This is a genomic window from Kaistella sp. PBT33-4 (assembly GCF_029194425.1).
GTDB lineage: Bacteria > Bacteroidota > Bacteroidia > Flavobacteriales > Weeksellaceae > Marnyiella.
Genome location: NZ_JARFYL010000002.1, coordinates 374,443 through 392,204, shown reverse-complemented (window position 1 = coordinate 392,204; position 17,762 = coordinate 374,443). Strand labels below are relative to the sequence as shown.

At 44.7% G+C, this 17,762-nt stretch carries 18 protein-coding genes and 1 riboswitch; of the genes, 4 read left to right on the top strand and 14 right to left on the bottom strand.

Features of this window, described 5'->3' with window-relative positions; genetic code table 11:
* Nucleotides 1-22: 22 nt before the first annotated feature.
* From P0M11_RS04800 to P0M11_RS04775, 6 genes are all read right to left on the bottom strand, one after another.
* On the bottom strand, nucleotides 23-667 hold the full coding sequence (locus tag P0M11_RS04800; protein WP_275624678.1) for a thioredoxin family protein: 645 nt from the start codon (nucleotides 665-667) through the stop codon (nucleotides 23-25).
* Nucleotides 668-683: 16 nt separating this feature from the next.
* A complete protein-coding gene (locus tag P0M11_RS04795; protein ID WP_275624677.1) occupies nucleotides 684-1,169 on the bottom strand; it encodes a TlpA disulfide reductase family protein in 486 nt (161 codons plus the stop codon).
* Nucleotides 1,170-1,298: 129 nt separating this feature from the next.
* Nucleotides 1,299-1,565: a hypothetical protein gene (locus P0M11_RS04790; RefSeq protein ID WP_158063112.1), complete on the bottom strand. Its 267-nt coding sequence runs from the start codon at nucleotides 1,563-1,565 to the stop codon at nucleotides 1,299-1,301.
* Nucleotides 1,566-1,613: 48 nt separating this feature from the next.
* Nucleotides 1,614-2,699 carry a peptide chain release factor 1 gene (gene prfA, locus P0M11_RS04785; protein ID WP_158063111.1) on the bottom strand — a complete coding sequence of 362 codons (1,086 nt, stop codon included), beginning with the start codon at nucleotides 2,697-2,699 and terminating at the stop codon, nucleotides 1,614-1,616.
* Between the two features lie 196 nt (nucleotides 2,700-2,895).
* Nucleotides 2,896-3,183 (bottom strand): hypothetical protein, encoded by a 288-nt coding sequence (locus P0M11_RS04780; protein ID WP_275624676.1) that lies wholly within the window; start codon nucleotides 3,181-3,183, stop codon nucleotides 2,896-2,898.
* Between the two features lie 110 nt (nucleotides 3,184-3,293).
* Entirely contained in the window at nucleotides 3,294-4,901 is a 1,608-nt protein-coding gene (locus tag P0M11_RS04775) for a fumarate hydratase (protein WP_275624675.1), read from the bottom strand.
* A 162-nt stretch (nucleotides 4,902-5,063) separates the two neighbouring features.
* Between P0M11_RS04775 and fumC the strand changes: the two genes are divergently transcribed.
* On the top strand, nucleotides 5,064-6,446 hold the full coding sequence (gene fumC, locus P0M11_RS04770; RefSeq protein WP_275624674.1) for a class II fumarate hydratase: 1,383 nt from the start codon (nucleotides 5,064-5,066) through the stop codon (nucleotides 6,444-6,446).
* 49 nt (nucleotides 6,447-6,495) lie between these two features.
* Here the strand turns inward: fumC and P0M11_RS04765 are convergent, their stop codons facing one another.
* From P0M11_RS04765 to P0M11_RS04730, 8 genes are all read right to left on the bottom strand, one after another.
* Complete coding sequence (locus tag P0M11_RS04765; protein WP_345774352.1) at nucleotides 6,496-6,957, bottom strand: heme-binding domain-containing protein; 462 nt, start codon at nucleotides 6,955-6,957, stop codon at nucleotides 6,496-6,498.
* Entirely contained in the window at nucleotides 6,954-8,702 is a 1,749-nt protein-coding gene (locus tag P0M11_RS04760) for an Ig-like domain-containing protein (RefSeq protein WP_275624673.1), read from the bottom strand. The genes P0M11_RS04765 and P0M11_RS04760 overlap by 4 nt, the downstream gene beginning before the upstream one ends.
* A gap of 27 nt (nucleotides 8,703-8,729) precedes the next feature.
* On the bottom strand, nucleotides 8,730-9,995 hold the full coding sequence (locus P0M11_RS04755; RefSeq protein WP_275624672.1) for a serine hydrolase domain-containing protein: 1,266 nt from the start codon (nucleotides 9,993-9,995) through the stop codon (nucleotides 8,730-8,732).
* Between the two features lie 165 nt (nucleotides 9,996-10,160).
* On the bottom strand, nucleotides 10,161-11,093 hold the full coding sequence (locus P0M11_RS04750; protein ID WP_275624671.1) for an NAD(P)-dependent oxidoreductase: 933 nt from the start codon (nucleotides 11,091-11,093) through the stop codon (nucleotides 10,161-10,163).
* Between the two features lie 22 nt (nucleotides 11,094-11,115).
* Nucleotides 11,116-11,634, bottom strand: a complete 519-nt coding sequence (locus P0M11_RS04745) for an acyl-CoA thioesterase (RefSeq protein WP_158063104.1) — start codon at nucleotides 11,632-11,634, stop codon at nucleotides 11,116-11,118.
* On the bottom strand, nucleotides 11,601-12,371 hold the full coding sequence (locus P0M11_RS04740; RefSeq protein ID WP_275624670.1) for a hypothetical protein: 771 nt from the start codon (nucleotides 12,369-12,371) through the stop codon (nucleotides 11,601-11,603). The genes P0M11_RS04745 and P0M11_RS04740 overlap by 34 nt, the downstream gene beginning before the upstream one ends.
* Nucleotides 12,372-12,447: 76 nt before the next feature.
* Entirely contained in the window at nucleotides 12,448-14,556 is a 2,109-nt protein-coding gene (locus P0M11_RS04735; protein ID WP_275624669.1) for an outer membrane beta-barrel protein, read from the bottom strand.
* Nucleotides 14,557-14,611: 55 nt separating this feature from the next.
* Nucleotides 14,612-14,702, bottom strand: a riboswitch (TPP riboswitch).
* 23 nt (nucleotides 14,703-14,725) lie between these two features.
* Nucleotides 14,726-15,457: a WG repeat-containing protein gene (locus tag P0M11_RS04730; RefSeq protein ID WP_275624668.1), complete on the bottom strand. Its 732-nt coding sequence runs from the start codon at nucleotides 15,455-15,457 to the stop codon at nucleotides 14,726-14,728.
* Nucleotides 15,458-15,594: 137 nt separating this feature from the next.
* Here P0M11_RS04730 and P0M11_RS04725 point away from each other — a divergent pair, with 137 nt between their 5' ends.
* Genes P0M11_RS04725 through P0M11_RS04715 form a run of 3 tightly spaced genes read left to right on the top strand, consistent with a single transcriptional unit; the run spans nucleotide 15,595 to nucleotide 17,750 of the window.
* Nucleotides 15,595-16,611, top strand: a complete 1,017-nt coding sequence (locus P0M11_RS04725) for an aminoglycoside phosphotransferase family protein (protein WP_275624667.1) — start codon at nucleotides 15,595-15,597, stop codon at nucleotides 16,609-16,611.
* A complete protein-coding gene (locus P0M11_RS04720; RefSeq protein ID WP_275624666.1) occupies nucleotides 16,608-17,027 on the top strand; it encodes an RNase adapter RapZ in 420 nt (139 codons plus the stop codon). Before P0M11_RS04725 ends, P0M11_RS04720 begins: the two co-directional genes overlap by 4 nt.
* 9 nt (nucleotides 17,028-17,036) lie before the next feature.
* The gene (locus P0M11_RS04715) at nucleotides 17,037-17,750 is read left to right on the top strand and encodes a nucleotidyltransferase family protein (RefSeq protein WP_275624665.1); all 714 of its coding nucleotides are present in this window, start codon (nucleotides 17,037-17,039) and stop codon (nucleotides 17,748-17,750) included.
* Nucleotides 17,751-17,762: the final 12 nt, after the last annotated feature.

The window sequence follows — 17,762 nt, the reverse complement described above, 5'->3', positions numbered from 1 at the left end:
GCGCAAACTTTGCGGAATCACCTCATTTCTTCTTCACCTTTATTGTACAGCCTATCGCAACAGTTTTCTCCGTTTTGATTTTCTCTCCTTTCAGCAAGCTGTTCACCGCATCCTGAACATAGAATTCGGAAACATCTGATGCATCTTCGTAGTTGTTGTCTATTGCGCCAATATATTTGACAATGTTTCGCCCCTTTTCTTTATTCAGCAAAAATACATGCGGTGTTTTGGTGGCACCGTACTGAGGATAAATTTTCTGTCCCTCATCTACCAGGTAGGGAAATGTGAACCCTTTTTCTTTGGCGCGCTGTTTCATCTCTTCAAAACCATCTTCCGGTTGCACAGCAGGATCGTTAGGGTTAACGGCAATCACGGGGTAGCCTTTGGATTTATACATCTTGTCCAGTGCCACAATGCGCTCCTCATATTTTTTGGCGTACGGACAGTGATTACAGGTGAATATGACGATAAACCCTTTGGCAGACTTATAATCACTGAGGGAAACCATTTTTCCGTCAATGTTCTTTAGCTTAAAATCAGTGGCTTCATCGCCTATTGAATAACCGGATATTACAGGTTTTGTGGTAAAGGCAGCTATTGACTGCGCCTGAGTAAAGCCAACTGTAAACAGGAAAATTCCCAGGAGAAAAATTTTAAGCAATTTCATACTGTTGCTATTTGAGTTAATCTAAGTGTTTGCTGATTATTTCTTCGAGTTCCGTTTTAGATATCTCCCCGTTATGGAAGTGTACTGTAACACCTCGCCTGTAAAAGACAGTTACAGGAATTTCGCCTCCCCACTCCGGATCAATGCGGGGAATCCACGTGTTCATTCTTTTATTATCGTCCAGTAAGACAACTTCGGCTCTAATATCCTTATCCGTCATAAACTTTTTCACCCTTTCCAGATCTTTCGCTCTGTCCAGGGAAACCAAAAGCATTTTGAATTCCGGATTAGTTTCATACCTGCGGTTTATTTCCATAAAATGGGGTAATTCCTTTACACAGGGCGCACATGTGGTAGCCCAGAAATTTACAATCAGCAGCCTGGCGGGTGCCTCAGCGATCTTTTTCTCCAGCTCTTCAAACTTCAGCAGCGGTACAGACTCCTGTTGCGCCTGAAGCGTTGTCTGGCAAACGATATAAAAAAGCAGCATTAACTTTTTCATATTTAAAATTAGGCATTAAATTTAAATACTGCTGGTAAAAGTGATGGATTAGCGATAAAAACCCGTCAGTTATCCACAAAAAAAGCCTTCCCGGCTGGGAAGACTTTAATTCTTATTGATGCAATGTGATTATTTAGTGATATCACCATCACCGTCAGTCGCTTCCTGAGCGCCTTCTTTCACGTCCTGTGCACCTTCTTCAATAGCGTCGCCTGTAGCATTCAACGCACCACCTACTGCTGTAGAGTCAGACATTACCGGCATAGAATCAGCATCTACGATAACAACCGCGTCTGCAGAATCTGCATTAACATCCGTAGCAGTTGTTTCAGTTTTCTTACATGAAATTAGGGTCACTGCGGCAAATGCAGCCGCCATAAAGATTGATTTTTTCATATTTAAATATTTTTAATGTGCGCTAATATAGGACATCTTTATTAAATGTTAGTAATTTTCCTCCTCGCCTTTCATTTTTTCTGCATTCTCGGCCATAATCACTGCATCTATCATTTCCTGAATATCCCCGTTCATATACGCATCCAGATTGTAGATGGATTTATTGATACGGTGATCCGTTACTCTTCCCTGGGAATAGTTATAGGTTTTAATCTTAGCCGATCTGTCACCCGTGGAAACCATTGTCTTACGCTGTGCAGCAATATCGCCGGTTACCTTCTGCAATTCAATATCGTAAAGTTTGGTTCGCAGCATTTCCATTGCCAGTTCACGGTTGGCCAGCTGAGAACGCGCCTGCTGGCAAACTACCACCATGCCGGTGGGCTTATGGGTAAGCTGCACCTTGGTCTCCACCTTGTTTACATTCTGCCCACCGGCGCCACCAGAACGCGAGGTCTGCATCTCAATATCTGCGGGATTAAGTTCAAAATCCACTTCTTCAGCTTCAGGTAAGACGGCCACAGTTATTGCGGAGGTATGCACCCTTCCCTGCGATTCCGTTTCCGGAACACGCTGCACGCGGTGCACACCCGATTCAAACTTCATAATTCCGTAAACACCGTCACCTTCTACCTTAAGTATAAGTTCCTTGTATCCTTTAGTTGCTTCACTGGCATCTGTTATCTCGTGCTTCCAGCCTTTGGCTTTAAAAAACATAGAGTAGGCGCGGTATACATCTTCCACAAATATTGCAGCTTCATCGCCGCCGGTTCCTGCGCGGAGTTCAATGATAACATTCTTGTCATCGGCAGGATCCTTAGGAATAAGAAGAACTTTTAGCTCTTCTTCCAGACCGGGAAGCTTCTCAATGGCTTCATTTTTCTCCATTTTCGCCATTTCCACAAATTCCCTGTCCGAACCTTCAGCAATGATCTCGTCCGATTCCTCTATGGTCGCGAGTGCCTGCTTGTATTTATCAAAAACAGTTACAATCTTGCCCAGGTCGCTGTACTCTTTATTCAGTGATGAATATTTTTTCTGATCTGAAATTACATCAGGCTGGATAATAAGGTCGGCAACTTCATTATAGCGCTGTTTGATGGCTTCCAGTTTAGGTATTAGGGATTTTGACATTTTGGAGAATTTGTGAGTGCAAAGATAAGTAAAATGGGAGAAAAAATGTATGGCAATGCGCACACAGAGGCTTCAGCGCGTTCCAACAGTTCCTTAACTAAAAAAATCAGCCCCTGAAAACAGAGGCTGAACATATATATGATTTTGCTTTGTAACCGCCATTTCCCGGGTCTGTGGGGAAAAGCGATGACATCAACTAGTGATGACCATGACTGTCGTGACTGTGAATGAACGGACCATTGCCTTTGGGATTACTGTATATAACCTCAGCGCCCTGCTCGACCACTGTTTTCCTGCGAACATCTTCCGGATCAAACGGTGCCGTCTTACCAAAATATTCCTTCAGTCCTGAAGTAAGCCACATTGGGATTACTACGCCGAAAAACATGAGTATGCACCAGAATCCTACCAGCAACATAAATACAAAGAATACGAACCAAAAAAACTGGTAGCCTGGCCAGAATGAAGATAATAGTAATAACATCGATTTCAGATTTTGAGCAAAATTAAATTAATTTAGTTGATAATAAAAGTTTTCCCTTCTTTTTTTGGAAAGTAACCTCCAATCAGGAAATGTTACACCCCAAGAATGTACTATTTGCCTATAGATTCAAAGAAATCATTGCCTTTGTCATCAGAAATAATGAAGGCCGGAAAATTCTCTATTTCAATCTTACGTACGGCTTCCATTCCTAACTCTTCAAAATCCACTACTTCTACAGATTTAATATTCTCCTTAGCCAGGATAGCCGCCGGCCCACCTATGGAACCCAGATAAAATCCACCATATTTCGCACAGGCATTGGTCACCTCTTTAGAGCGGTTTCCCTTGGCCAGCATAATCATGGAGCCTCCCAGACTCTGGAATTCATCTACATAAACATCCATTCTTCCGGCGGTTGTAGGACCGAAACTTCCTGATGCCATGCCGTCCGGAGTTTTTGCCGGCCCCGCATAATATACCGGATGGTTCTTAAAATATTCAGGCATCGGCTGTCCGCTGTCAATCAGCTCCTTAATCTTTGCATGGGCAATATCCCGGGCCACGATCAGCGTTCCGTTGAGACTTAACCGCGTCTTGATGGGATACTGCGACAGTTCCGCCAGGATTTCGGGCATAGGTCTGTTCAGGTTAATCTGAACCGGTGCTTCCAGGTGTGGCGCCGTTTCCGGCAGAAACCTCTTTGGGTCGGTCTCCAGCTGCTCCAGAAATATCCCCTCGCGGTTGATGAATCCTTTTATGTTACGGTCTGCAGAACAGGAAACACCCATTCCTACCGGACAGGAAGCAGCATGCCTCGGCAAACGGATCACCCGTACATCATGCGTAAGGTATTTGCCGCCAAATTGTGCTCCGATGGAACTTTCCTGACAGATCTCCTGCACGCGGCGTTCCCATTCCAGGTCGCGGAAGGCCTGTCCTCCCATATTTCCTTCGGTAGGCAAATGGTCATAGTAACCGGCACTGGCCTTTTTCACTGCGGCAAGGTTCGCTTCAGCTGAAGTTCCGCCGATAACCAATGCCAGGTGATACGGTGGGCAGGCTGCAGTACCCAGATCCATAATCCGCTCACGGACAAATGCTTCCAGAGATTTATCATTAAGCAATGACTTGGTTTTTTGGTAAAGAAAAGTCTTGTTTGCGGAACCACCTCCCTTGGCCAGGAAAAGAAATTTGTATTCTTCACCTTTGGTTGCATAAATGTCTATCTGGGCGGGAAGGTTTGTTCCGGAGTTTTTCTCTTCAAACATCGTTAAAGGTACCACCTGTGAAAAGCGAAGGTTTCTGCTCTGGTAAGTATTGTAGATGCCGCGCGAAATCCATTCGGCGTCATCGGCACCCGTATATACATTCTCGCCTTTTTTAGCCACACAGATGGCAGTTCCCGTGTCCTGACAGGAAGGAAGTGCACCTTCAGCGGCTACAGCTGCGTTCTGAAGCAGGTTATAGGCCACAAAACGGTCATTATCGGTAGCTTCCGGATCATCAATGATATTGCGCAGCTTCTGCAGGTGAGAAGACCTCAGCATAAAGGAAACATCGGCCAGTGCATTTTCGGCAAGGAGTTCCAGTGCCTTGGGATCTACCGAAAGGATTTCACGTCCTCCAAGATAATCAATCTTTAAATATTCAGAACTGAGTTTTCTGTATTTGGTATCGTCCTTTAGTATAGGATAAGGTTCCTGATATTGAAATTCCATAGCTTGATTTTGGTGGTGCAAAATTAGTGAAAATAAGGATGATGGAAAACTGATATTATGCAGGCTTAATGGATTTACGGATGCCGGAAAAGGTAGTAGAAGACTCAACGTTCCGGTGCCTCAATTTTAAATTGATTAACTTTAATCTCAAAATTAACGAACATGAATTACAGAACGGAAAAAGATACGATGGGTGAAGTTCAGGTACCGGCAGATAAATTCTGGGGCGCCCAGACCGAACGGTCAAGAAATAATTTTAAAATCGGTCCGGAAGGTTCAATGCCCCATGAAATCATTGAGGCATTTGCCTATCTGAAGAAAGCTGCTGCGTACGCAAATTGTGACCTGGGTGTACTTTCAGAAGAGAAACGGGATCATATTAGCCGGGCCTGCGATGAGATACTGGACGGTAATCTGGATGACCAGTTTCCGCTGGTGATCTGGCAAACAGGTTCCGGCACACAAAGCAATATGAACCTGAATGAAGTCATTTCCAACAGGGCTCATGTTAATAATGGAGGAAAATTAGGCGAGAAATCAGTCATTCATCCCAACGATGATGTAAACAAATCCCAAAGTTCCAACGACACATTTCCGACGGCTATGCATGTCGCGGCCTATAAAAAAGTGGTGGAACACACGCTGCCCGCAGTTGAAATACTTCGTGATACACTGCTTACCAAAAGCAATGAATTTAAAGATCTTGTTAAAATCGGCAGGACGCACCTAATGGATGCAACGCCTCTTACCTTAGGACAGGAATTCTCGGGTTATGCTGCGCAGCTGGATTATGCGATGAAGGCCATAACACATACACTGGATCACCTTCAGGAACTGGCGCTGGGCGGAACAGCTGTAGGAACGGGATTAAATACACCGGAAGGTTATGATGTCCTGGTAGCAAAATACATTTCCGAATTTACCGGTCTGCCCTTTGTCACTGCACCTAATAAATTTGAAGCCTTAGCTGCTCACGACGCGATCGTGGAAAGCCACGGCGCACTTAAACAACTTGCGGTGGCACTTTATAAGATCGCACAGGATATCCGGATGTTGGCCTCAGGTCCGCGCAGCGGCATCGGCGAAATTTTCATTCCGGAAAATGAACCCGGCTCGTCTATTATGCCGGGCAAAGTGAATCCAACGCAGAATGAGGCACTCACCATGGTGTGCGCCCAGGTGCTTGGCAATGATACTTCAATTTCCTTCGCCGGTACCCAGGGCAATTATGAACTTAACGTTTTTAAACCACTGATGGCCTACAACTTCCTGCAGTCTGCACAACTTTTGGGTGATGCCTGCATTTCCTTCAATGACCACTGTGCTGTGGGAATTGAACCTAACCTTCCGCGCATCAGGGAACTGGTTGATAAAAGTTTAATGCTTGTCACTGCACTGAACACGCACATTGGCTATGAAAATGCGGCCACAATTGCAAAGACCGCCCATAAAAACGGCACCACCCTGAAAGAGGAAGCTGTAAACCTGGGCTTGCTGACCGCAGAAGAGTTTGACGAATGGGTAAAACCAGAAAATATGGTTTAAAGGTAATCAGTAAACAAAGCAATAAAACGCTTTCCATTACGGAAGGCGTTTATTTTTCTTTGGAATCGGCTAAAGATCTAAAATAGTCTGCCAGCATTTTACGGTCGGCAGGGGTAAGCGCAGCCTCTTCATGATACGAAATATACACCGGCAGCGGCATTTTTCGGTCTTCCAACACGTGCACTGTCTTTTCAAGAATCCCCTGTTTCTGCTCCTTATTATAGGCTGCCCATTGCGAAAAATTCACATGCTTTCTTCCTTTGTTTACATGATGTTTCACCGACCATGAGAATGGTGCAATATACGCATACTGCGGATAAACGGTTTCGTTTGAATGGCAGTCGTAACAGGATCTTTTTAGGACGGCAGTTACCTCAGCCGGGGCTCCCGTCCGCTTCACAAAATCTGCCGCCGGATCTACCGGAATATTGTTTCTGTCTACAGGAATCAGCTGAATTAGCAAAAGAACAGCTACAACACAGAAGATAATTTTCAAGGTTTTTTTCATCATCTCCGCTCCAAAGTTCTTTCAGGTCTTGTACCGGGCACAGTGCCGCGAATCTGTGGGTTCCGGACGGGCGCCGAAGTATTTGGGGTAGTTGCCTGCGGAGCAGTTGATTCAGGTTTTACAGGATCAAGTCTGCGGGTATCTTTTAAATCCCAGTCTTCCACCAACTCCCAAAGCGGGCGGATATTTACTTTTTTATAGAAAATATAAGCATCCTCGGCAAACTGCTGATTCAGGAAGTCGGCTTCATCCCAATGCCCGTTACCATTGTTGTCCACCAAAATGCGCACAAAATATTCACCCGGTTTCACAATATTGAACTTTACTTCAGCTGCATCAGTAAACGTTGTGTACTGCACTTTTTCCGATGAGTCCAGCAGCTGCAGCCAGAAGCGTGCCTCGGGTTTATTGCTCAGGCGCGCAGTAAAACTGCCGAAATTCTGGACTTTATCAGCCTCAAAATCGAAGCGGTAAGGCTTGGCAGTAGATTCATAAAAGGAGGAAACCGTCTTACTTGGAATCGTAAGCTGGTATTTATTACCTTCCACAAACGCGGCATTAACCAGAATTTGGTAAGGATTAGTCTCAGAAATCCTGGCAGTAAACGGAACAGCCGTAAGACTGTCTATGGTGAGCGTCCATTTTTCCGGCTGAATCCTGTCAATAATATAGTTGCTGGTCACTTTAAAATCGGTTTGGGGCGGAAGCAGGGCTCCACCATCATTGGAAATCACCATTTCAGCATCGGGATTTCTCTTGTAGAAAAGGGAAACCGTATCCTGTTTGCCTTCTGCAGCATAGCTGAACCTCAGATTCTCGCTTACATCAGTTCCAATACTTTGTTTCAAAGCATCAAACCAAATCTTTACTGTATCCGATTTGCTTCGGTGTGTGACCTTATATTCTTTCAGTTTTTCGGATACCGCCTTCACTTCTACACTTTGTGGATTACCCTCAAATAGCATCTGTACCCCACCCGGCATGTCCTTCATTTCCTGATAACGGAATGCTTTTTTTGACGGGAACAGACTGATGGGCAATCCCGACACAGAATTTTCAACTACTACAGGCTCTTTACGGAAACCCACTTTTTCTTTACCGGGATCGTAAACAGAATTGGAATTCGCGTCTTCAAAAGCGATGATGCGGTAAGTCCCGGGTGAAAGATAATTCAGTTCATAGTAACCGTCGTCGTCCACTCTTGTAATATAATAGGGCTTCTGACGGTAATCCATCGAGTCTTTGTCCTGATAAAGACCTACAACTCTGCTCACCTTAGCCGGAACAGCCTTAATCTGCAGCGCTTCTGTAACCTCACCACTGATGTAAAGATCGTCTATTTTTTCACCGGTTGAGAATGCATAGTTATAGTAAGGGAGCATATTCCCTTCGTTGTGGTCCTGAATCGAGCTGCCGAAATTAAAGCTGTAAGTGGTATTAGCCTGGAGTGTATCTTCCCACTGGATCACAATTTCTTTGGTAGCCAGGCTGGAGGGAAGGATACGTTTTATTTTTCTGATCGGAGGTGAAATAATCAGGTTCTTATTTGCGTCCTTCAGGGTGATGTATTCATCAAAGGAAATTCGCAGTTCTTTCAGGTTGACAGGCACATTTACTCTGGGCGTGTCTATATTTGAGCCAATTACCCTGGGTGCGATGGTATCGCGTTGTCCTCCTACAGGAGAACCTACTCTGGCGCAGGAAAACAGAAGTAATGCGGTGATTATAAGGTAAAATGGCTTCAGCATTAATTGATTTTGTGCAAATTTAAAGATTTATCCGCCATTTACATCTGCAGAATCCTCCTCACTGCCGGAAGATGCACGGGCGCCTTGTTTCATTGTATTTTTAAGGCGGTCTATTTCAATGGGATACTGCCCGAAAAGACCTGCCAGCGACAGTGCGGTGTAAGGCTGACGGGAGAATTTATTTCCTATTGCCACGATGGTTACATTGGAATTCAGCAGATGAGCAAATACGGAATTAGTGCCATGCCACCATCCGGTATGGAAGGTAAGCTTGTTACCGTTATCATAAACCTTCATGCGGAAACCAATGCCATAATTATTAATTCCTGGACGCTCGTTACTGTAGGGCTCAAAGACCATATTTTTCAGATCCCCGCGCAGGAAATTGTCAGCGTACATCGCACGCGAGAAATTGAGTAAATCGCGCGGAGTAGTATATACGTTTTTGTCACCATAGATAAGATCCAGCCGGTCATAAGGATAAACTTTCGGACCGCGGTTAAAGAAAGACTTGGAAGCCGTAAGTGTGTCCTTTTCCTGGAAGATAAATGAGTTTTCCATTTTCAAAGGTTTGAAAACCATCTGTTCCATGGCTGATGGGAATGGAGTGGCGGTAACTTTCTCAATCAGGAGCGCCAGCATGGCGTAGTTGGTATTACAGTACATGAATCCTGTATTGGGACTGCGCGCAACTTCCGGCTTGTGGCGGAGCATCAGGTTCAGAATGTCCCGGTTTGTGAGAAATTTCTTGCTGAGTTCTGCCGGCGCAGGCTCAATTTTTTCAATAAAATACTCATATTTAGGCAAGCCGCTGCGCTGAGTAAGCAATGACTTTACCGTGACCCCCGGATAAGGAAAACCGGGAAAATATTCCGCAACTTCAGCATCAAGGTCAAGCTTTCCGGCTTCCACCAACTTCATCACTGCCATAGCGGTAATTGTTTTACTGATGGACGCAACGTGCAAAGGCGTGGATTGGTTAATGGGTTCCTGTTTGTTGTCCTGTGCAAAGCCACGGTATCCTTCATAGAGAATATCGTCGCCTCTGGCGATCAGAAATCCGCCCCAAAGGTCACCACCTTCCCAAACTGTCCGGTAATAATGCTGAATTACCGCATTGATGGAATCACTGTCTGTATGCTTATTTTCTTTACCCCTAAATACCTCATCCAGCTTTACATTTCCAAAATTAGGAAGCTGTGTCGTGGCCTCTTTATCAAGTATCTGAAGTTCTTTTTTACATGAACCCAACAACATCACACACAGCAACCCCAGCCAAAAACTCTTTCTCATTATTAACTTTACAAAATGAGCGGCAATTTAATAAAAAGGGAAAGCCTGTATGGTGATACGGCAGGACATTATGAATACTTTAACAATGGAAGCCTTACAAGATTAGAGGTCTCCTGTTATATAATTCATCAAAAAATGGTCTATAAACAGTTGAAAGTGCCGGCATCAGGAACCAAACTTAGCCAGGATCTTATCTACAATCACCTGCGCCAGTTTTTCTTTGCTCTGGTGGGTCCAGCCTGCGATATGGGGAGTCACAATAACCTTATTGGACTGAAGAAGGTATTCCAAATCTTCATTTTCAGAACCCAGATTCTCAAAAGAAGGTTTTTCAAACTCGAGGACATCCAGCGCAGCTCCTCTGACTTTACCGGTCTTCAATCCATGAACTAAAGCCTTCGTTTTAACATTCTTTCCCCGCGAGGCATTGATGAGGTAGAATTCTTTAGCCATTCCATTAACAAAATCCTCATCCACCAGGTAATGCGTTTGGTCGGTGAGCGGAATATGCAGACTTACGATATCAGCGGTCCTCATTAATTCCTTCAGACTTACCTGTCTGGCAAAATCATCACCAAGGCCTGGCAGGATATCATGAAATACGGTCTTGAGCGCAAAGCCGGAAAGTCTTTTGGCGACTGCCTTACCCATATGGCCATAACCAATAATACCGAAAGTTTTTCCTGCAAGTTCATCGCCGCGGTTTTCTTCTCTTTTCCAAAATCCCTGCTTAACTTCTTCTGCGGAAATAAAAAGTCGGTTAGTCAGTACCAGCAGCATACCCAGCACATGTTCGGCCACGGCATCGCGGTTGCCTTCGGGCGAGCTGATGACTGCAACGCCAAACTCTGCGGCAGCTTCCAGGTCAATATTTTCCAGTCCGGCACCTACACGCGCTATAAATTTAAGATTTCTGGCTTGCCGGATGAAGTTCCGGTCCATAGGGACGCGGCTTCGGATAATAATCCCATCGTAGGGCGCAATAATTTGCAGAAGCCGGCTGTAGCTGCTGGTAAAATCCGCATCAACATTAAAGCCTTTTGCTGAGAGTTGCTCTTCTATCAGCGGGTGATTTTTATCAAGCTGGAGTATCTTCATTATTCAGTTTACGGAAAGTCCGTTAACCCTGACCGAAAAGCTTTTTGAGCTCTACAGAGTCAGCGGGCTTCATACGTCCGGACAGGATCAGGGAAAGTTCCTTTCTGCGTAAAGCTGCCTCATAGCGCGAAATTTCCTGCTCGGTTTCAGGCTCCATATTAGGAATCGGAATCGGACGGTTAAATTCATCCACCGCAACAAAGGTGTAAATCCCCTCATTGGTATGAATCTTTTTCTGATTAATAGGGTCGTCCAGCCAAACATCAACGTAAATCTCCATGGAGGTAGAGAAAGCCCGTGAGACTTTGGATTCCAGCACAACGATGCCACCCTCCGGAATAGGATGATTAAAGGATACATGGTTTACCGAGGCGGTAACTACGCGTCTTTCGCAATGGCGTGCGGCAGAGATAGACGCACATCGGTCCATCTTCGCCAGCAGTTCGCCACCGAAAAGATTGCGTAGCGAATTGGTTTCGTTCGGAAGAACGATATTGGTCATTACCGTTAGTGATTCACTTGCTTTTTTGGTTTGCGCCATTTTTTAGTAGGATTTTTCTGTGATTTCCATTTTTTTGGAGCAACCGGAACCGCTGCTGTTGTTTTATTGGAATCGGCCTGCACCGAATCCAGTTTCATCAGATTGACTGTATCTCTTTTTGCGGGCACGGCTTTCACTGTGTCCTTCATTTTCTCCAGGGATTCTGGTGTAAAGGACTTTCTGCCAAATAACAACTCAGGCTGGGTAACCCCAAAATAGGCTAAGGCTCCTATGGGCAGCGCCAGCAACAGAAGCCAAACTGCCGCCTTGCCTATGGAATAAGGTTTTTTTTCGCCCGGGATTTTTGAATTTCCGCGGCGCTTGCCTAATTCCGCAAGATTGATTTCCTCCAGTCCGTAGAAGTCGGAATGATCTCCCGCAATCCTGTTACCATCAAAATGAACAGAGTCGGCTGAGATTTTAAAAACACCCAGACCTTCAAGGCTGAAGTTTTCGCCTTCATTAATCTTGTTTTTCCAAAAGGTGACCTGCAGTTTAATTTCTTCCGCAGCTTTTTCGGCGCTCAGACCCTGTTTTTCGGCCACGAATTTTTCGAAATCAGAACCCAAAACGCCGTAATCCGGGTGGTAGACTATCTTTTGTGCCGGTGGCAGCAGGGTTTTATGTTCCGGAGTCAGAACGGCCGCCGAATTTTCCAGCAGGAAATCGCCAAAGCCGGTAACCGTAGCTTTATGCCTGTCCTTCAGATATTCGAGAATAAGTGCAGAGATATTCATGTGTCCGCAAATTTAGGATTTTTTCGGCGAAAAAAATTTTCGCCGAATCAAAATCCGCAAGTTAGACTGAAACCTATTATTTCTTCAGTAAAACAGAAACTCCGAACATAAAATTAATGCCTGCCTGGGAGAAGTAATAGGGTGAGCCATCATAAACATAACCGTTATTCACATATTTGCGGTCCAAAATATTATTGACCAGGAGCTTGAAGTCCAAATCTGTTTTTTTAAGGCTCAGAATATATCTCGCATTAAAATCGGTAAGCAGGTAATCATCCAGCTGCAGCTGGGTATCATTTGTATTGTCCAGAAACTGCCTGCCTACATACTGATTCTGCAAGCCCAGGGTGAAATTTTTAAGAGGAGTATAATTCACCATAAGATTCCCTATCATATCCGGTGAAAAGGAAATGGGTGTATCGCCCAGGTTTTGAATTCCGCTGGCATCCTGTCGGATAAAATTCCGGTTGCGGTTTCGGCTAAGGTTTAGATTACCCGAAAGACTCCAGTTGTCCGTAAGTTTTGCTGCCGCGGCCAGCTCAATTCCCGTTCTGTAACTTTTACCGCTGTTCTCGCGGATAAATTCACCAATATCGTTGATCTTTCCGTTCAGAACCAGCTGGTTACGGTAGTTCATGAAATACAGGTTGGCTGTAAGCATTACATTACCCAGTGTTTTTTCCATTCCGGCCTCAAAATCATGAAGTTTTTCCGGCTGGGTCTGCGTGTTGGCAAAAAGATCATCGCGGCTGGGCTCGCGCTGCGCATGAGCGTAGGACAGGAAGATCTTCCCCGAATTAATGAGGTAATTCAACCCAAACTTGGGATTAAAGAAAAGCCATTCTTTACTAAGATCCATGCCTTCACCATCGCCTTCCATAATTACTTCGGTATTGTAGGTAATGTTACGCAGCTGCAAATCACCAAAGATTTCAAGCTTATTCAGGCGGTAAATTGCTTTCGCAAAACCTGCAAGCTCATCTTTCACTCCGTTGTTGCGGTAGTATTCGTGCCCCGAAATATTTGGTACATACACATCAGACACCTCACCGAAATGTTTACCGAAATAATGGTTTGCCACAAGACCTATATTCAGGTCCAGATTATCAAACTTGCCATAGAGTGTGCTTACTCCGCCGTAAAAATCATTGTCCAGCCATTTCTTGCGGATGAAATCTGAATACTCCGAAGCACCCTGGTCGGGAAGGTTGTATTTTGAATAAGCCGCTCCCTGCTTATAGTTTTCGTAGAAGCCCCTGCCTTTTGTATAGTGCAAAGTGGTTTCCAGTTTCCACTGCGGGTTAAAACGCTGATTCCAGAGCAGCTGGTAGTGGTTTTGGCGATAATTATCGGTTTCATTATCGTAAAAACCTACGATATTTTCCCAATTGGAATCATAAATAGCCCCGGAGAAGTTGGTCCGTGGTTTTGTAAGCCAGGTTTCGCGGTCAATGCCGTTCCAGGCCTGATAGGTTTTTTCCCTGCCGCCGAACGCAAGGAATCTCACAGCCGTATTCCCTTCCTCAAAAAGGGCACTCAGATTATAGGACTTAAGATCAGAAGCTGCCCTGTCTATATAACCATCTGACTGTATGCCGGTATACCGACCCATCAAACTTAAGCGGTTTTTCCAGAATTTTCCTGATCCAACCTCAGCCGAGTACTTATAGGTGTTAAACGAACCGAATGAATTGTCGGAACGGACGTAAAATGTTTCGGCGGGATCTTTGGAAATTACATTTACGGTAGCTCCAAATGCGGAAACACCGTTGGATGAGGTACCTACACCCCGCTGTATGATGATTTGCGACGCCGAACTGGTAAGGTCGGGCACATTGACAAAGAAAGTCCCCTGCGATTCCGAATCATTGTAAGGTACGCCATTCATCATCACATTAATGCCACTTCCTCCCACACCACGAATCCTGAAACCGGTATAACCAATTCCGTTTCCCGCATCGGAGGTGGCCACTACTGAAGTTTGGTTTTTGAGGAGTACAGGCAAATCCTGACCCAGGTTTTTGTGGTCCAGGTCCTTTGCCACGTTTACGATTTCACGTGCAACGGGCAGACGTTTTGTAAAGGTCACACTTTCAATTTCCTGAATTTTTGCCGTGTCAGCCGGCATAGATTGCGCAAAATAGACAGGACCCGCGCAAAGTCCTAAAATAACAAATCCTTTCATTCTTTTAATTTTTAAGATTAATTGAATAAAAGGGGACGTAAAAAATTATACAATAAAAGATCCGAAGACCGCTCCCTAAACAGCATTACCTGTTCCAGGTTCATTGGGTATAATCTCAGCTTTTTACAGCACCCCTTCAATTTTCTGGCGCGAAAATACAAAAAATTTATCAGTAGCCTTTGTTTTGGGCATCAATATAAAAATAGTTCACACCGTCCTTGGTCACCTCAAAGAGTTTTGCCAGTTTCCAGCTGTAATTTCTTTTGATATCGGAATATTCGAAAGGGATCACGACGTTGTTATTAATATCGATAATACCGAACCGGTCATTCTGCGAAGCCACAATCATGGGCCGGTCCAGGTCATCGCCTTCCAGAATATGGAGGTACTGATACTGCGGATAAATTACATAGCTGCGATAATCGTCTTCACTTTTAAAATAGGGCTGCTCTATAATGCCATAGAAACCGCTGCGAACGTAAGCATGAAACCGCTGCTTCATGAACACAAAGGGACATTGGGCCAGGTCCGCATCTTTATACTGATAAACCCTTTTGCCGATCCTGTCTATGCGGAAATCCACTCCCTGACGGCGCACGGAAGCATAACTTGCACTGCCGAATTTCCTGGCTTTCACGTTGGGAGAGTTCAATAGGTTACAGTCCTCTGTAAAAAAGCCAACATTGCTGTATTCCGGCTTGATGATGACCTTACCCTGCTGATTGGCAAAGCCGAATAAACCGTTTCTTTTGGTGGGAATAAGCGCGGGAATGTCCGGGTTTATCATAGCCGGCGCTGGTTTTGCCGCCTGAGCCTTTACCGCTGCCGATGTTTTTTTAGACTGTGCTGAACCTAAAATCATCATTACCGAAAAAAACACCGTAAACCACTTTCTCATCATATTCCTTTTAACAAATTCTCCTCTATTCAGCCTTTCAGCCTTTGTTTTATGCTGATTTTAATGCTGATGAAAGGCATGCTGCGGCAAATATAACAAATCACATTCAATGTGTTATATTTGCGGGATAGTCTTGTCATTTGGAAAAAGCTCAACAATTTCTTGAAAAATATACCGGCACGGTATGTTCCGTTTTTTACGCACTTCCCGAAAGCGGCTCCCCGCGGCGAAACTATGTCGCCATCTCCGGAGAACGCAGCTTTATTGTTACAAGTAACAGGAATATCCGGGAAAATGAGTCTTTCTTTTATCTGACACAGGCTTTTCAGGAGCTGCAACTCAATACCCCAAAAATTTTCAGGATTTCGGAGGACAGGACATTATATATCCAGGAGTACCTGGGCAGCAGGACACTCTCCGAAATTATTGCTGAAGGAGGAGTTACGGAACGGGTTGTCCTACTGGTAAAGAAAACCTTGGCAAACCTTTATCAACTTCAGCAGCAAACTGCAGGCAAAATTGACTTCAGCAACGCTTTTGAGTATGATTCCTACAATGAACTCCCTGTGCAGAATGATCTTTTTTATTTCAAGAGCTTCATTGCAGACGTACTGGAACTTCCCTATCACAAAGCCCGTCTGCTTCAGGAATTCCGGACACTGACTACCAGACTTTCCCATTTGGGGCCCCGCTGCGTTATGCTTCGGGATTTTCAGTCGCGGAATATTATGGTGAATGAGGAAGATGAGGTATTTTTCATCGATTATCAGTCGGCGATGGAAGGGCCGGCCATGTACGACGTGATCTCATTTCTCTTCCAGGCCAGGGCCAACTTCCCTGCGGATTTCCGTACGGAGATGCTGGATTACTTCGTTGACATGCATACTGATCCTTCAGTGCGCCTGGAACTGAAGCAATCTGTCGGTCCGCTGCAACTCATTCGCTTTATGCAGGTTTTAGGTGCTTATGGCTTCCGTGGTCTTATTCAGAGAAAACAGCACTTTATCAGCAGCCTGGATGCAGGAATAGAAAACCTTTTTCAACTGGGTAAAAACTGGCCTGACATGGATCATTATCCCGAGCTGAAGAAGTTGACAGAAACACTATATAGCAGCGAAACAAGGAATAGAATTAATCACATATTAAGAAAAGAATGAGTTTAACAGTAGATATACACAGTTTTTCGTACAAAAAGGGCGGAATACCGAAAGACCATACCGGCAACGGTGGAGGTTTTGCCTTTGACTGCAGGGGCATACTGAATCCGGGTCGTATTGAAGAATACAAAGCACAGACAGGCCGCGACCTTTCGGTGCAGGAATATCTGGAAACCAAAACAGAAATGCCCAAATTCCTTCTCCTGGTGCAGAATATGATCTCTATAAGTATTGAAAATTACCTTGAAAGGGGGTTCGAGCATCTTCAGGTCAATTTCGGCTGCACCGGCGGACAGCACCGTTCGGTTTACTGTGCTGAAAAAACAGCGGCATTTATTCGGGAAAAATACCCGCAGGCTAAGGTCATTGTGCATCATGATGAGCAGCCACAACTTAACAGTGAAATTGCAGTTTAAGTACGGCTTATGAAAGCACTGATTTTTGCCGCCGGAAAAGGCACTCGTCTGAAACCCTTCACAGACCATCACCCTAAGGCGCTCGCACCTGTAAACGGCGTGCCCTTACTGGAAAGGAATATAAAATACCTGCAATCCCATGGAATTAATGATTTTGTAATCAACATACACCATTTTGGGGATCAGATCATACAGTTCCTGATGGCGAATGACAATTTTGGCGCGAAGATTGAAATCTCTGATGAGCGGGCAGAGCTTCTTGAAACCGGCGGCGGACTGGTCTTTGCCAGGCCATTCCTTGAATCTGGGGCTGATTTCCTCATTATGAATGCAGATATTTTAACCGATCTGAATATTTCTGACCTGGTGAAAAGTCATCAGGACAACGAGAATTTTGTCACCCTCGCGGTTTCGGACCGAAAGAGCTCCAGAAAGCTGCTTTTTAACATGGAAAGACTGCTGCGCGGATGGGTTAATTTGGAAACAGGTGCAGAACGGCTCGCAGAGCCAAACTTAGATTTTAAGCCACTTGCATTTAGCGGCATACACTGCATTAACAGTACCATTTTCAGTAAAATCCGTCGTACGGGAAGCTTTTCTATAATGGAAGAGTATTTGGATCTGATGCGAACGGAAGAGATTTATGGCTTTGAGCATACTGCAAATTTAGTGGATGTAGGAAAACCGGAAGCTGTAGCCATTGCCGAAAAGTATTTTAAATAAGAAATTTATGAG

Excerpts from the sequence above, each read along its gene's own strand:
- P0M11_RS04730 (WP_275624668.1), bottom strand. The coding sequence starts at position 15,457 with ATGATGAGAAAGTGGTTTACGGTGTTTTTTTCGGTAATGATGATTTTA.
- prfA (WP_158063111.1), bottom strand. The coding sequence starts at position 2,699 with ATGTCAAAATCCCTAATACCTAAACTGGAAGCCATCAAACAGCGCTAT.
- P0M11_RS04735 (WP_275624669.1), bottom strand. The coding sequence starts at position 14,556 with ATGAAAGGATTTGTTATTTTAGGACTTTGCGCGGGTCCTGTCTATTTT.
- P0M11_RS04790 (WP_158063112.1), bottom strand. The coding sequence starts at position 1,565 with ATGAAAAAATCAATCTTTATGGCGGCTGCATTTGCCGCAGTGACCCTA.
- P0M11_RS04715 (WP_275624665.1), top strand. The coding sequence starts at position 17,037 with ATGAAAGCACTGATTTTTGCCGCCGGAAAAGGCACTCGTCTGAAACCC.
- fumC (WP_275624674.1), top strand. The coding sequence starts at position 5,064 with ATGAATTACAGAACGGAAAAAGATACGATGGGTGAAGTTCAGGTACCG.
- P0M11_RS04765 (WP_345774352.1), bottom strand. The coding sequence starts at position 6,957 with ATGATGAAAAAAACCTTGAAAATTATCTTCTGTGTTGTAGCTGTTCTT.
- P0M11_RS04760 (WP_275624673.1), bottom strand. The coding sequence starts at position 8,702 with ATGCTGAAGCCATTTTACCTTATAATCACCGCATTACTTCTGTTTTCC.
- P0M11_RS04800 (WP_275624678.1), bottom strand. The coding sequence starts at position 667 with ATGAAATTGCTTAAAATTTTTCTCCTGGGAATTTTCCTGTTTACAGTT.
- P0M11_RS04755 (WP_275624672.1), bottom strand. The coding sequence starts at position 9,995 with ATGAGAAAGAGTTTTTGGCTGGGGTTGCTGTGTGTGATGTTGTTGGGT.
- P0M11_RS04750 (WP_275624671.1), bottom strand. The coding sequence starts at position 11,093 with ATGAAGATACTCCAGCTTGATAAAAATCACCCGCTGATAGAAGAGCAA.
- P0M11_RS04795 (WP_275624677.1), bottom strand. The coding sequence starts at position 1,169 with ATGAAAAAGTTAATGCTGCTTTTTTATATCGTTTGCCAGACAACGCTT.
- P0M11_RS04745 (WP_158063104.1), bottom strand. The coding sequence starts at position 11,634 with ATGGCGCAAACCAAAAAAGCAAGTGAATCACTAACGGTAATGACCAAT.
- P0M11_RS04775 (WP_275624675.1), bottom strand. The coding sequence starts at position 4,901 with ATGGAATTTCAATATCAGGAACCTTATCCTATACTAAAGGACGATACC.
- P0M11_RS04780 (WP_275624676.1), bottom strand. The coding sequence starts at position 3,183 with ATGTTATTACTATTATCTTCATTCTGGCCAGGCTACCAGTTTTTTTGG.
- P0M11_RS04720 (WP_275624666.1), top strand. The coding sequence starts at position 16,608 with ATGAGTTTAACAGTAGATATACACAGTTTTTCGTACAAAAAGGGCGGA.
- P0M11_RS04740 (WP_275624670.1), bottom strand. The coding sequence starts at position 12,371 with ATGAATATCTCTGCACTTATTCTCGAATATCTGAAGGACAGGCATAAA.